This is a genomic window from Catenibacterium sp. co_0103, assembly GCF_004168205.1.
Taxonomy (GTDB): Bacteria; Bacillota_I; Bacilli_A; order Erysipelotrichales; family Coprobacillaceae; genus Catenibacterium; species Catenibacterium mitsuoka_A.
Genome location: NZ_RCYB01000004.1, coordinates 51,318 through 65,645 on the forward strand (window position 1 = coordinate 51,318; position 14,328 = coordinate 65,645).

The 14,328-nt window shown below is 33.6% G+C and carries 17 protein-coding genes; 12 read left to right on the top strand and 5 right to left on the bottom strand.

The genetic code is table 11. The features are described 5' to 3' along the window. Positions 1 to 17: 17 nt before the first annotated feature. Both EAI80_RS01485 and EAI80_RS01490 read right to left on the bottom strand, forming a co-directional pair. On the bottom strand, positions 18 to 1,274 hold the full coding sequence (locus EAI80_RS01485; protein ID WP_129980680.1) for an L-serine ammonia-lyase, iron-sulfur-dependent, subunit alpha: 1,257 nt from the start codon (positions 1,272 to 1,274) through the stop codon (positions 18 to 20). A gap of 38 nt (positions 1,275 to 1,312) precedes the next feature. Beyond that, complete coding sequence (locus tag EAI80_RS01490; protein WP_129980681.1) at positions 1,313 to 2,509, bottom strand: O-antigen ligase family protein; 1,197 nt, start codon at positions 2,507 to 2,509, stop codon at positions 1,313 to 1,315. A gap of 101 nt (positions 2,510 to 2,610) precedes the next feature. Between EAI80_RS01490 and EAI80_RS01495 the strand changes: the two genes are divergently transcribed. After that, on the top strand, positions 2,611 to 3,027 hold the full coding sequence (locus EAI80_RS01495; protein ID WP_022424551.1) for a hypothetical protein: 417 nt from the start codon (positions 2,611 to 2,613) through the stop codon (positions 3,025 to 3,027). 20 nt (positions 3,028 to 3,047) lie between these two features. On the opposite strand, the gene EAI80_RS01500 is transcribed toward EAI80_RS01495, so the two are convergent. Continuing rightward, positions 3,048 to 3,914, bottom strand: coding sequence for a LysR family transcriptional regulator (locus tag EAI80_RS01500; protein ID WP_161220260.1), 867 nt, complete (start codon positions 3,912 to 3,914; stop codon positions 3,048 to 3,050). 102 nt (positions 3,915 to 4,016) lie between these two features. Here EAI80_RS01500 and EAI80_RS01505 point away from each other — a divergent pair, with 102 nt between their 5' ends. The 5 genes from EAI80_RS01505 (at position 4,017) to EAI80_RS01530 (ending at position 7,495) form a co-directional block, all read left to right on the top strand. Beyond that, positions 4,017 to 4,706 (top strand): carboxymuconolactone decarboxylase family protein, encoded by a 690-nt coding sequence (locus tag EAI80_RS01505; protein ID WP_238634340.1) that lies wholly within the window; start codon positions 4,017 to 4,019, stop codon positions 4,704 to 4,706. Between the two features lie 2 nt (positions 4,707 to 4,708). Then, the gene (locus EAI80_RS01510; protein WP_129980684.1) at positions 4,709 to 5,125 is read left to right on the top strand and encodes a cupin domain-containing protein; all 417 of its coding nucleotides are present in this window, start codon (positions 4,709 to 4,711) and stop codon (positions 5,123 to 5,125) included. Positions 5,126 to 5,338: 213 nt separating this feature from the next. Further along, a complete protein-coding gene (locus EAI80_RS01515) occupies positions 5,339 to 5,590 on the top strand; it encodes a hypothetical protein (protein WP_202976584.1) in 252 nt (83 codons plus the stop codon). A 349-nt stretch (positions 5,591 to 5,939) separates the two neighbouring features. Beyond that, positions 5,940 to 6,587, top strand: coding sequence for a flavodoxin (locus EAI80_RS01525; RefSeq protein ID WP_129980685.1), 648 nt, complete (start codon positions 5,940 to 5,942; stop codon positions 6,585 to 6,587). A gap of 38 nt (positions 6,588 to 6,625) precedes the next feature. After that, positions 6,626 to 7,495 carry a diacylglycerol kinase family protein gene (locus EAI80_RS01530; protein ID WP_129980686.1) on the top strand — a complete coding sequence of 290 codons (870 nt, stop codon included), beginning with the start codon at positions 6,626 to 6,628 and terminating at the stop codon, positions 7,493 to 7,495. Here EAI80_RS01530 and EAI80_RS01535 read toward each other — a convergent pair. Beyond that, the gene (locus EAI80_RS01535) at positions 7,469 to 8,329 is read right to left on the bottom strand and encodes a LysR family transcriptional regulator (protein WP_129980687.1); all 861 of its coding nucleotides are present in this window, start codon (positions 8,327 to 8,329) and stop codon (positions 7,469 to 7,471) included. The genes EAI80_RS01530 and EAI80_RS01535 overlap by 27 nt on opposite strands. A gap of 89 nt (positions 8,330 to 8,418) precedes the next feature. Here EAI80_RS01535 and EAI80_RS01540 point away from each other — a divergent pair, with 89 nt between their 5' ends. Then, positions 8,419 to 10,134 carry an ABC transporter ATP-binding protein gene (locus tag EAI80_RS01540; RefSeq protein WP_129980688.1) on the top strand — a complete coding sequence of 572 codons (1,716 nt, stop codon included), beginning with the start codon at positions 8,419 to 8,421 and terminating at the stop codon, positions 10,132 to 10,134. Continuing rightward, entirely contained in the window at positions 10,124 to 11,863 is a 1,740-nt protein-coding gene (locus EAI80_RS01545; RefSeq protein ID WP_129980689.1) for an ABC transporter ATP-binding protein, read from the top strand. The genes EAI80_RS01540 and EAI80_RS01545 overlap by 11 nt, the downstream gene beginning before the upstream one ends. 33 nt (positions 11,864 to 11,896) lie before the next feature. On the opposite strand, the gene EAI80_RS01550 is transcribed toward EAI80_RS01545, so the two are convergent. Further along, a complete protein-coding gene (locus tag EAI80_RS01550) occupies positions 11,897 to 12,388 on the bottom strand; it encodes a hypothetical protein (protein ID WP_022425991.1) in 492 nt (163 codons plus the stop codon). Positions 12,389 to 12,510: 122 nt separating this feature from the next. Here EAI80_RS01550 and EAI80_RS01555 point away from each other — a divergent pair, with 122 nt between their 5' ends. The 4 genes from EAI80_RS01555 to EAI80_RS01570 all read left to right on the top strand — a co-directional run bounded on the left by EAI80_RS01555 (position 12,511) and on the right by EAI80_RS01570 (position 14,248). Further along, complete coding sequence (locus tag EAI80_RS01555) at positions 12,511 to 13,227, top strand: acyl-ACP thioesterase domain-containing protein (RefSeq protein ID WP_161220261.1); 717 nt, start codon at positions 12,511 to 12,513, stop codon at positions 13,225 to 13,227. Further along, complete coding sequence (locus EAI80_RS01560) at positions 13,224 to 13,796, top strand: hypothetical protein (RefSeq protein ID WP_006507110.1); 573 nt, start codon at positions 13,224 to 13,226, stop codon at positions 13,794 to 13,796. The genes EAI80_RS01555 and EAI80_RS01560 overlap by 4 nt, the downstream gene beginning before the upstream one ends. A 99-nt stretch (positions 13,797 to 13,895) precedes the next feature. Continuing rightward, positions 13,896 to 14,030: a DUF3791 domain-containing protein gene (locus EAI80_RS13715; RefSeq protein WP_275055329.1), complete on the top strand. Its 135-nt coding sequence runs from the start codon at positions 13,896 to 13,898 to the stop codon at positions 14,028 to 14,030. Beyond that, the gene (locus EAI80_RS01570) at positions 14,024 to 14,248 is read left to right on the top strand and encodes a hypothetical protein (protein ID WP_129980691.1); all 225 of its coding nucleotides are present in this window, start codon (positions 14,024 to 14,026) and stop codon (positions 14,246 to 14,248) included. Before EAI80_RS13715 ends, EAI80_RS01570 begins: the two co-directional genes overlap by 7 nt. The last annotated feature ends 80 nt before the right edge of the window (positions 14,249 to 14,328 follow it).

Sequence of the window (14,328 nt, forward strand, 5' to 3'; positions counted from 1 at the left end):
CCAATCGGCAGCTTTTACTATTCACACATGATTTTAATAATTTCCTGGTCAGTAGAAGCCATACCTTGACTTCCTAATACACCGATGTTATGGATTGTATTTTCTATACCCTTAGAAATAATACCATCTCCACCATAGAACTGCTGACCATTCATATACATATCATAACCTAGAATGCCAGCTTCTACACTTACCGCAATCTTGGCAGCACAGCTTGCTTTAGCACCATCACAGATAATACCAGAAGTAATAGCCAAGGCATTCACGATTGTATGATTCATCACTTCTTCACTTGCATCCTTTAAATAAGCAAGTCCTGCACCACATGCAGCACCCGCACTTACTGCTCCACAGAAAGCAGATAAACGACCAATCTCAGTCTTTAAATGAATGGCTGTTAAGTTAGAAATCACAAGAGCACGATATAACTTCTCTTTATCTAAATGTTCTCTTTCTGCATAAATAATAAGAGGTACGGATACAGTTAATCCCTGGTTACCACTACCAGAATTAATTACTACAGGTAGTTCACAACCATTCATTCTCGCATCACTACCAGCAGCTGCATAGGCCTTTAATAGACTTGGTAAATCTTTTCTAATTGCAATCACCTTACCAATATTAGCCCCATAATCACCATGCATTCCTTCTTGTGCAATGGCAGTATTACATTCAATCATCTGATCTAATAACTCTTTTACATCATTAATCTCTACTTCTTTCGCAAAAGTATAAATATTATGCATAGTAAGAGTCAAATAGTCTTCATCAATAGTCTGTTTTAATGCTTCTCCACATACAATAGTTTCATTATCTTTTGTCATTTCTATAATATGTGTATGTGTTCCCGCAATATGTACCATTGCTTCATGTTCATCATTAGATACAGTTAAACGAATATCTAAAGAATAAGGGGATTCTAAAGGCTGTACTTTAATAGAAGCACTCTTCATAAGTTCAGTCATCGCAATAATATCTTCTTCCTTCACATGACTAATAACCTCTAATTCTGCTTCTGCATCTCCACCTGTAATACCAATACAGGCAGCTGTTTCAATACCTTTGTTTCCATGAGTATGAGGCACAATAACACTCTTAACATTCTTGATGATGTTACCACTGACTTCAATTAATATCTTATTTGGCATACCACCTAATGTCTTTCTTGCGAGACTTCCTGCATACGCAATTGCGATAGGTTCTGTACATCCCATGGCAGTTACGAGTTCCTTATTTAAGATTCTTACATAAGTCTCATAAAGTTTTTTATCCATTCTTTTTCTCCTTATTAAAAAGGCAATGAATCATTGCCTTATTGATCAATTTCTTTTCTATAAATGTCAAAGCTGCTTACTATCATTGCAAATAAGAATCCAGTTGATACAAAGAAGATTGTATAATCGAGTAATCCATGAATATAAATCATCACAATATAGCCTACAATTAAAGCAACAAGAGTAGGGTTACACTTAGTTCTTAATAAGCGATATAAACGTTTAATATTTTCAATGAAGAACGGTGCGATCACCAATAATCCTATAATCCCAAAACATAAAACAGGATCAATAAAGATATTATGTGAATGCTGTGTAGGATGCCCATTATATTGTGCATAAATATGCCAATATGTCATAGGTCCTTCACCAAATAAGAAATGTGTCTTAATGTTCTGAATAGCAACTTCCCAGATATGTTTTCTTACCCCTAAGTACTTCACAATATTGCTCATACGTGGAATATATTGAGGTTTCGCAATAAAGAAACCAACACCCGCTGCACCTACAGCACAAATACCACCAAAACTCTTGTAATTACGATTAAACAACAACATAATCGCAAGACCACCAGCAAGTGCAGGCCATGCAGTACGACATCCTGTTAAATATAGACAGAATAAGTTAAGTAATGTAATTAAACCAATAATCACTATTTCTTTAATATGATTCATGAATCCATGATTATGAGTATACTTCAAGAACTTATAGAAACAAATAGCCACAAAGAACTCAATCATCATTGCATAGTAGTTCGCATTAAAGAACATCGCATTTGTACGATACTGTGGTGCATTAAATACAACCAAATACCATCCCTCAAGATCAAACTGTCTTAAGATGAATATATATTCAATAATAGCCCATACAGCTGCAAATACACTTAAACCAATCACTATATTCAACATTGTATCAAATAGTTCTTCACTTGCATGACGTCTATATACAAGTGTCATACTATATAACATCAAATAACCTAAAGATACACCAGCCCCTGGCCAGTTCTGATAAAAGACACTTGTTAAGAAAATAAGTGCTGAGAAGAAAATAATATATTTGCTTCGTTTTGTTTCTTCATAACCTTTCTTTACTTCACCCTGTTTAATCCATTTAAAGAATATAATTGCATGAATCACTACAGTAATATAGAAAGGAAGGAATATTGCGGCAATCGCAATAAGAAAATCACATTGCACAGAATCAAAACGTGACTTTAAGTTTTTAATAATATCCATGAGAACCCCCTTTAATTACATTCTATATTATACACGAAAAATCAAAAAAAATATTGTTTACTCACGAAATATTGGTAGAATACTCTATGGAGGTAGAATATATGAATATGAACACTTCATTCTTCTCTTTTAAGTCAGGATCTCCATTCATGATTATCCTATCTATTATTTTAGGAACACTACTCATGGCTTATGGAATCTATGAAATCTTCTTTAAGAAAGATAAAAGAGAAATTAAAGGAATTTACCATGGTTATAAGAAAGTCAATAACTTATATTGTCGTCCTATCTTCCAGTATTCTTATGGTACAAAGAAGTATAACCAGGCATCTATCCAGGAATTTAAAGTAGAAAAGATTGAAAAAGATTATGTAAAAGGACAGGAATATCCTATTTATTTAGGGGAACAGGCGAATACATTCTATTTAAAGAAGAAAAACACTTGGTCTAACTATTTATTAATCGTTGCAGGTATCTTATTCTATGTCAGTGCTATTCTAGGTTATCTAGGATTCTAAAAAGAAGTAGTTTTTAATAACTACTTCTTTTTCTTTTCTAATCTTTTTTCTACAGCACGATAAAGTGGTTCTAATAGTTTCTTGTTCTTTTTCTTACATACAAGATAGAAACTATTAGTCGCTTCTTTATCTATGATTGGAATAATCTTTCTATTATCTGGCTTGCCATCTCTTTCTATAGATAAATCAGAAATAAATGTAGGAAGAGTAGAATTCTGAGTCAGATCCATAAATACTTCTCTATTATCCTGAAGAATAAAATGAGTATGAGGCTGTGTTTCTAAATGCATTGGATACCATACACCGATTCTAGAAAACAAAAGCATTGTCTGACCATCTAGATTCTTAAAGAATAATGCTTTACTATCTGCAAGAGAATGATCAAGTGCTAATGAGAAATACAATGTTTCTGTATCATATAACTCATAATATAATTCTTTACTCTCAGGAATCTTATTTAATACAACAGCTGTATATAAATCATTCTCCAAACCAGATAATAAGATATCTGGCATTTTAATTTCTGAAGAAACAGCCATGTTTTCATATATCTTTCCTGCATAAGGTACTAAATCCCATAAAGGTGCAGGTGCACATGCTCCAATACTAATTGTATGAGTCATACGATTATATTCACGTACACGAGCAATCATATCATTTGCAGAAAATAATACTTTCTGTGCATAATCAACAGCCACTTTACCAGTCGCATTTAAAGTAATACGATTCTTTTCACGGTCAAAAATAGGAACCTGCAGTTCTTCTTCAAGCTTCTGCATGGCACGAGAAAGTGCTGGCTGAGAGATATGTAATGCTTCAGCTGCTTTAGATAATGTTCCATATTTAGAAACAGCTAATAATTGTTCAACTTGTCCAATTTCAATCATTGAATGTTCCTCCTCACTATGCACCCACATTATAGCATAATACAAAACTGGCATTGTACTTTTCTACTTATTATTAATAGAATAGTTGTAGAGGTGAAGACTATGAAATATACATTTATGGAAAATTTTAAAGACAAAGATCCAGAATTTTATGACTTTTATTCACATTTTATAAGTGAAGAAGTAATCAATGATACCACTTTGGATGATAAGAGTAGATACTTATCTATTACTGCAGTACTTGTAGGCACAAAAGCTCAGGATTTATTTAAGGATATGTTAGATGATTTATTGAAATATCTCACAGCTGATGAAATTCAGGAAGTCCTTTATCAAGCTGTGGCTTATCTTGGTATTGGCATGGTTTATCCATTCTTAAATATTATGAATAGACATGTGAATAAACCATTAAAGAGTGCATCTACCACAAATAGAGACAATCGTATAGAACTTGGTAATGAGAAACAATGTGAACTCTTTGGTGAACATATGAGAGGATTCCAAACAAGTGGTCCTGAAGAAAAACGTCATATCAAGAGATGGCTCGCAGGTAACTGTTTTGGTGATAACTATACAAGAATAGGACTCACTGGAGCACAAAGAGAAATGATTACATTCTGTTTTCTAGCAGCACTTGGTACTGAACCACAATTAAAATCTCATATTGGTGGAAACTTCCATGTAGGTAATGATGCACATTATCTCCTTAATGTGATTTCTAACTGCATGCCATATATTGGTTATCCACGTACTTTAAATGCAATCAGATGTATACATGAAATGGAGAAATAATCATGAATTATACTTTAGAAGATATCAAGAAACAGAGTCCTTATCCTATTGGTAAATTGAATACAGCATATGCTAAGTATTTTGTAGGTAATAGTTATCTCTATTCTATTAATAATCAAGAAGTAAATATTTCTAATGTTACTTTTGAACCAGGATGTAGAAACAACTGGCATATCCATCATGGTGCAGGACAGATCTTATTATGTACTGCAGGAAGAGGGTATTATCAGGAATGGGGAAAACCTGCTCAGGAACTTAATGTAGGTGATACAGTTTATATTGCACCAGAAATCAAACATTGGCATGGTGCAGCACCAGAAAGCTATTTTGTACATATTGCAGAAAGTGTACCAAATGAAAATGCTTCAAACGAGTGGCTTGAAGCAGTGGATGAAGAAGAATATCTAAAATTGAAATAAAACAAAACGATCAGGAAGGGAAGCCTGATCGTTGTTTATTTCAAGAGTTATTTTGAAGGGAGTTTGGGAAATTTTAGGAATCACTCTTGGTAAAAAGAAGCTTTAATTATTATCGGGAGTTGCTTTCTCTTTACAGGTACTATTATGCTTTTTATCTATGAACACATTGTGAACTCATTATTTTTTTCTAGGAAATATAATGAGTATTCGCCAATGCTTGATATTGTATGTGCAGGGAAAGATGTAGAGGGAACATATAAGGTGGTAAAACATCTTCTTGACAATATGGGTACTATGTATGATTTTAGAAAGTCCGGTTTATATAAGCATATGAAGTTCAGAGATATTGATAAAGCTATATTAGATGGTGTAAAAGAAAAATTTCTTGAAGGATTCAGAAATGAGGAAAAATTCGGCAACATGGCAGGATATGAGCCGTGGGAGAAATTAATTTTTGACAGATAAGTTTTTGAAAACTGTCGTTTGGTAAAATCTATTCCATTTGCAAAAAAGTATCCCAAATAAAAATGCTTCAAACCAGTGGCTTGAAGCAATGGACGAAGAAGAATATCTAAAATTGAAATAAAACAAAACGATCAGGAAGGGAAGCCTGATCGTTGTTTATTTCAAGAGTTATTTTGAAGGGAGTTTGGGAAATTTTAGGAATCACTCTTGGTAAAAAGAAGTTTTAATTATTATCGGGAGTTGTTTTCTCTTTACGGGTACTATTATGCTTTTTATCTATGAACACATTGTGAACTCATTATTTTTTTTCTAGGAAATATGTTATAATGATGCCCGAGGAGGATTTTTTATGAAAAAGTCAATCATTACATTCTTATGTTTGATGTTGATCACATTATCAGGATGTACTTATAATACCAAATATTCAGAAAGTGATGCCCCCTTAACTATTACAGGTGGTCTCAGTGATACATTGATTGTATATTATTCATTCAATGGAGAAGAACGTGAACTCGCAAAACAAGTACAGTCATATACAGAAGGGGATTTACTTTGTTTACAGACTTCTAAGAAGTACTCTACAGACTTTAAAGAGAGAATTAAAGAACATAGAAAAGAAAGAGAAGCTTACGCAAAAGCACTTAAAGAAAATAAACATGATTATAAGAATAAACATGTATTAGATACATTACCTACTCTTAAAAATCAAATTGATGATATTAATCAATATAAGACTGTATATCTTATTTATCCATGCTGGGAAAAGGATGAACCTTTAATTATTGATTCATTCTGTATGGATTATGACTTATCAGGTAAAACAATTGTACCTATGTGTATAAGTGAAAAAAACTGGCGTGGCCATGTGAAATATTCCAGCAAGAAGAGTGTTGCTCACTTTAATAAGATGATACCAAATGCGAACTTTAAGCGTGCAAAGGCATTTACTGATGTCAAAGGCGTTAAAAAGTGGCTAGAAACTATTGATATGATCTAGACTGGATATGCATCCAGTCTTTTTTTTGGAGAACTATAATGAGACATATATTTTTACTTAAACCAGTGGATGATGATTATGATCATCATCCGTTTATAGAAACAATTAGAGAGGTGATGCAGGGTTATGATTATGACATATTCATGAGTACTTATCCTGATCATGCCAAGAAGATTATTAAATATTATAAAGAACCAACACGTTTTTATAGTGTTGGTGGGGATGGAATGTTGAACCAGGTCATTCAGGGACTTATAGGTACACCTCATGAACTAGTAGTTATTCCTTATGGAACAGGAAATGACTTCTTTAAGATGATTTCTAAGAATAATGATTCTAAAGAAGTACTTAAAGCATCTTTAAAGGGTAAAACAATTCCTATTGATACAGTGTTAATGAATAATCGTTATTTTATTAATAATGCATGTTTTGGTTGTGATAGTGTGATTGCGAATCATGTTCATGATGATGTGAAGATTCCTAAGATGTTTAAAGGACATCAATACGAGTATTCTATTCTAAGAAACTTTGTCCAGTATCCATTTTATCCTATTAAGATGACCAGCCATGGAACACTATTGTATGAAGGTCCTGTTACTTTATGTGCCTGTGCAAATGCGAAATATTATGGTGGGGCTTATAAGATTGCTCCTCGTGCATCATTAGAAGATGGTCTCATGAATATTGTGATTCTTGATCAAATTAATAAAGGACTTATTCCTTTATATATTAAGAAGATAGTAAGTGAAACACTTGATCAGGATAAACATGCTCATGTCTTTACTGTAGATGAAGTGGATGTAGAATCTCAGTATCCATGTAACTTAGATGGCGAAGAAGTAAAAGCATCTCATTATCATCTAGAAGTAAAGAAGAATAGTTTAAATCTTGTAGTCTTTGATAATTAAAGAAATAAATGTTTCTATGATTGGAGATAGTTCTTCTTTTCTTGTGATAAAGGCTGCAGATGTATAGAGACCCTTGTCTTTAAGTTTAGTATAGGTCTGTGAATTTAAGTCTATATATGGTATAGCTGCTTCTGGTATAATAACCACCTGATCTAATATTGAACCCCATACTAAGGCAGTACGTATATCATCTGTAATAATAGGGATATGTGGCTGGAATTGGAGTTCATTTAAACAATAATCTACTATAAACTGACGATAACGTCTGTGAATCAAAACAGGATCATCTCGATAATCAATGAGATGGTTCTTTTTTTCATTCACAAGAGTAGAAGGTCCTACCGCAATCATTGGTTCAGGTTTAAATAAAAATGATTTCACATTCGTAGAATCAAACGGTGTTCTGACAAACGCAATATCTATTTCATGAGCTAGCAAGGCATCCATCATCTCATAGGTTGTTCCTTCTTTCATATGAATATCTAACTTAGGATATTTCTTTCTAAACACATCCATATGATCATGTGTAATTAAATAACCATTAGAAGAAGTAATCCCAAAACGTAAGATCTGTGTGGCAGCTCCTTGTACTTCTTTACTTGTCTGTTCATATAAATTCAACATCTGATTACATCTACGATAAAATAAGTGCCCTGCAGGCGTTAATGTGATATGACGATGTCCTCTCTCTATCAGTATTGTATCTAATTCTTCTTCTATCGCTTTTAACTGCATAGAAAGAGGAGGCTGTGAAATATGTAATACACGTGCAGCCTGTGTTATAGTCCCTTCTTCTACAATTGTCTTAAAGTATTTCATCTGTTTTAGTTCCATATGTATCTCCTATAGATTCTATATAAAATATATATTATACATATAGTATAAAACAGGATTATAATGTTGCAAGGACAGGGAGGAAAAATATGTATATAATGAAATATTTAAAGCCTTATAAATGGCAGGCCATTTCAGGTTTTATATTTAAACTTATAGAAGCGTTTCTAGAATTATGTATACCATTGGCTGTAGCTCTTATTATTGATAATGGTGTTGCAGTACATAATACAAACTATATTACAAAGATGGCTTTTGTAATCTTTGGTTTATCTACAGTAGGATATGCAAGTTCACTAGTGTGTCAGTACTTTGCGTCTCTTACATCACAGGGTGTAGGTACACTTATGCGTAAAGATATGTATCGTGCAATCAACCGTTATGATTATCAGGATCTTGATATTATTGGTACACCTTCTTTAATCACAAGAATCACCAATGATATCAATCAGATTCAGTTAGCTGTTGCCATGGTTATTCGTTTATGTTCAAGATCACCATTTTTAATCATTGGTTCGCTGATCATGAGTTTTGTGATTAACTGGCAGGTAGCACTTATCTTTGTGATTGTCGCACCACTTATTGCGTTTAGTATTTACTTTGTGATGAGTCATACAGCGCCTATGTATTCTCATATCCAGCATATCCTTGATGAAGTATCACTCATCACAAGAGAGAATCTTTCAGGTGTCAGAGTCATTCGTGCTTTTAACCAGCAGGATAATGAACAAAAACGTTTTGAGTCAACAACCACAAAACAAAAAGAAGAACAGATCATTGCAGGTAACCTCAGTGCTGTATTAAATCCAGCTACTACAATCATTGTGAACTTTGGGATTATCGCAATTCTTTATATCTCAGGCTTTAAAATCAATGCAGGTAGTATGACACAGGGAGAAGTCATCTCTCTTATTAATTATATGAACCAGATCTTACTTTCTATGTATGTCTTTGCGAATGTTATTGTGATCTTAAATAAAGCCAGTGCATCATACAAAAGATGTGCAGATGTATTAAGTCAGAAACCAGATATTGTCCAGGGAATCAATGAGGCTCCAAGTGACTATCAGAACCTTATTACTTATGATCATGTTTCATTCTCATACTATTCGGGTAATGCCTTAACTGATGTATCATTCAATATCTTTCCAGGTCAGACAATCGGTGTCATTGGAGGTACAGGTTCAGGTAAAACAACACTTATTAACCTAATTCCTCGTTTTTATGATGTCGCTGAAGGTGAAATCCGTATCAAAGACCTTCCTATTAAATCATATAAGTTCAAGGATTTAAGAAATATGATTGGTATTGTGCCTCAGCAGGCCACACTCTTTGGAGGAACAATCAGAGAAAATATGCAATGGGGTCATCCTCATGCCACTGATGAAGAAATCTATGAAGCATTAGAACTTTCACAATCAAAAGAGTTTGTCGATAAGATGACAAAAGGCTTAGACACTTATATTGAACAGGGTGGTAAGAATGTATCTGGTGGACAAAGACAAAGACTCACTATTGCCCGTGCATTAGTCAAAAAACCAGAGATACTTATTTTAGATGATAGCGCCAGTGCACTAGACTTTGCGACAGATGCAAAACTTAGAAAAGCTTTAAGTACGCTTAATATGACAGTTATTATTGTTTCTCAAAGAGTGAGTGCTTTAATGCATGCAGATTCTATTGTGGTATTAAGCCATGGTGAAGTCGTAGGACAGGGTACTCATGATATGCTTATGAATACATGTGATGTCTATCAGGAAATTGTTATGTCACAGATGGAAGGAGGACAGAATAATGAAGAATAAAAGTACTTTAAAAAGACTTATGGCATTCTGTCGTCCTTATCGTATCTATCTTGTAGGTGCATTATTATTTTCTACAATTAATATTATATTCACTCTTTTGACACCAATTCTTATTGGGAAAGCCATTGACCAGATGATTGGTTATCATCAGGTTTTCTTCCAGGGACTCAGTCAAAAGATCTTCTATATTGCATTCTCTGTATTGATGACTGCATTATTCAACTATTTCTTAGTTAGAGCATCTAATAAGATGACTTATGAAATCACAAGAGATTTAAGAACAGAACTCTTTAAACAATATCAGATCTTACCTCTTTTTTATATCGATTCTCATACACATGGTGATATGATGAGCCGTATGATTGCCGATATTGATCAGATTTCAGATGGTTTATTACAGGGCTTTACGAACCTCTTTGGTGGTATTGCGACAATTTTAGGCACAATTGGCTTTATGTTATATGTGAATGTCAAACTGGCTTTGATTGTTATTGTATTAACGCCACTTTCTCTCATTGTCGCAACACTTATTGCGAAATATACATTCAAGTTCTTCCAGGAACAATTATCTATTCGTGGAGAAATGAGTGGTTTTGTAGAAGAAATGGTAGGAAACCAGAAAGTCGTCAAAGCGTTCCAACATGAATCAATTAATGAAGAGAAGTTTGATGAAATCAATGATCGTTTATTTAAGAACGGTGTTAAATCACAGTTCTTAGGTGCACTTGCGAATCCTTCTACACGTTTCGTGAATGCGATTGTTTATGATACAGTATGTATCTATGGTGCCTTTAGTGTCATTGGTGGAGGTCTTACAGTAGGTGGTTTATCATCATTCTTGACTTATGCCAATCAGTACACAAAGCCATTTAATGACATTTCTAACGTATTTACTGAATTAGAAACAGCTTTAGCCTGTGCTGAGCGTGTCTTTAAGATTATTGATGAACCAGGTATTAAAAACCCAGAACATCCCAAGACTATTGATAATCCACAAGGTGTTATTGACTTAAACAATGTGAATTTCAGTTATACACCTGAAAGACCATTGATCACTGATTTTAATCTTTATGTCAATGCAGGTGAAACAATTGCGATTGTAGGACCTACAGGATGTGGTAAAACAACATTGATTAACTTATTAATGCGTTTCTATGATCCTCAAAGTGGTTCTATCTCTATTGATGGTATCAATACACAAACGATGGATCGTTCTTACTTAAGAAGTCTCTATGGTATGGTATTACAGGATACATGGTTATTTAAAGGTACTATTAGAGATAATATTGCGTATGGCTCAAATAATGCGACAGATGAAGAAATCGTTGAGGCTGCTAAAAAAGCCCATGCTCATAAATTCATTATTCAGTTAAAAGGTGGCTATGATGCGATGCTTGCAGAAGAAGGCAGTAACTTATCACAAGGACAAAGACAGCTTTTATCTATCGCAAGAATCATGCTCGCAAATCCACCTATGTTGATTCTTGATGAAGCCACTTCATCTATTGATACACGTACAGAAAGACAAATTCAGGATGCTTTTGATACAATGATGATTGGTAGAACAACCTTTATTGTAGCCCATCGTCTTTCTACTATTCAAAAAGCAGATCAGATTATTGTGATGAATGATGGACATATCATTGAACAGGGTAAACATGAAGAATTATTAAAGAAGAATGGTTTCTATCATAATCTTTACTATAGTCAGTTTGAAAAACCAGAGTAAATAAAAAAAGATTCCTCACGGAATCCTTTTTTATTAGCTTCTTCCTGTTACTGCTTTTCTTAAAAGCTGTTTATCAACCCAACGTGTAGAGAATCTAAAGTTCTTTTGCGCGAATACAAATGTGATTTCGTTATTTGTATTGAAGTTGATTTTCTTCATCTTACGATAATCGATAAGAAGACGACCTACAAGCATATTTTTTCTACCAACTAATACAAGGTTCGCAATCTGCATTGAATAGATGATTGAATAAATAGCCCATACACTTAAAGCGTTTGAAATGTAGTTCATTTTGTGAGCATTGTATGTTGAAATCATAAAAGCGATACAACCAAATAATACTACAAAATAAAGTACTGTAAGACCAATATAAAAAGCCTTACCTGCAGGACTCATACAGAATTTTAATGAATGATCTCTTTTCTTAGATTTAATAATAGTTACAACTACATTTACAATCATATATGTAAAGTAGAGACCAACGAGTCCAACAAGAAATGCAAGTATAATTAAAACCTGATCCATTCTGTTCTCTCCTTTATTCTTCTTATAATTATACATTGAACTGTTCAATTTGGCTATACCCTATTTGTATGGACAAATGAAAAAGAAGAAGTATAATACATAAAAAAAGGGGGAAAATGAAAATGTATACACTTCATTACACAATACAGAACGATCAATGCGACTATACAGGTCGTTTAAGAGATGAAAATATTTTTGTCTATTTCTCACGTCTAGCAACTGTAGATGGTTCTTTATCAGGATTCTATAAAGAATCAATGAAGGGAAAGTATGGTTATGTTGTTTCTAAACAGTCACTTATATTAACTGAACCTATTTATGAAGATGATGAAATTACTCTTACTACAAATATTGGACATTATTCTAATGTGATTTTTCCTCGATTCTACTATATAGAAAAAGAAGGTAGACGTATTGGTGAATGTCGTTCTATCTGGACTCTTATTGACCTAAAGAGACGTCGTATTACATCTCCTAAGCGTGCAGGATTAACTCTTCCTGATAATCCAGACTTGGTCAAAGAAGACCCAGAAACACTCTTTACGCAAGATGATAGACAATTAGTAAGTACTTATACTGTACCTTATAGTGATATAGATACAAATAGACATTTAAACAATACTCATTATTTACGTATTGCTTCTAACTTGATTCCCGTAGAAGCCTATGAAAATCATTTTATGGATTCTATTTCTATTAACTATAAAAAAGAAATACTCGCTCATCAGACAATTGAACTCTATCTCACTCATAGTGATGATACTTATATCATTGAAGGAGATGTAGAAGGAGAAAACTGCTTTATTGTGAAAATCCATATGAAGGAGTACACAAAATGAAAAAAGAACTTCCTATCATGATCTTTCATAAAGATAATCAAGACTATTATGGTGGAGACCAGGACTGGTTTTCAGATGAATGGGCAAGACGTGCAGGATGTGCAAGTGTTTGTGCTGCAGATATGGCCTGTTTCTATGAACATAAGCTAGATATCTCTTATCCGGATTTTCTAGAACTGATGACAAAGATGTTTAAACTCAATACGCCGGGTATTATGGGTTTCCCCTATTTCTATAAGTTTGCGAAGAACTTTAAGAAGTATATGAAACATATTGGTTTAGATGTAGAACCTATTTATCAGAAGATTACTGAATCTCCTGAACAGGGTGTACATTTTGTGAAAACAGCTATTGATCAGGGTCATCCTATTGGTATGTTGATCTTAACTCATGAAGCACAGATATTAGAAGAAGAAACATGGCATTGGATGTGTATTACTGGCTATGAAGAAACAGCCTCTGATACATCTATTATCTTCTCATCATGTGGTGAACGTGTATGTGTGGGTGCTTCTACACTCTTTAATAAGAGTCATAAGAATATTGTGAAGCTAGTAACGTTTGATTAAGGTGAATTCATAATGCGTAAGGAAACAGAAATAACTTTCATGCAGACGAGATTAATTCGACTCGCTTCAGAAGAGTGGTAATTACTTGTTGAACAGGTTATTCACATATTTAAAAAATATGATGTTCTTGGATATATTGAAATAGGTTATGGGATATTTGGTTGTGAAGGTGATGAAGCTGTTCTTGATGATATCACTGATTTCTTGAAAAGAAAGGGTGAGAAGATATGGTGAAACTTTCAAAGGAAAGAATGGATTATACCATAGATCTTCTTATTGCGATGGTGGTAGAAGAAATTGCGGAAGAAACAGGTAAAGATAGAAAAGATATATTGATTGATTTCTTGTCCTCTAAAACGGGTAAATTCCTCTACGATGAAACTACAAAACTCTGGTGGAGTGGACCTTCATACATAGCTGAAATGTATATGCAGGAAATAACTAAGTCATAATGAAAGGGGCTGTAACGAATAGGTAGTATTTACTACTACCTTGAGCGTTACAGCTCTTTTTCGTATATCCAAACCCAAAA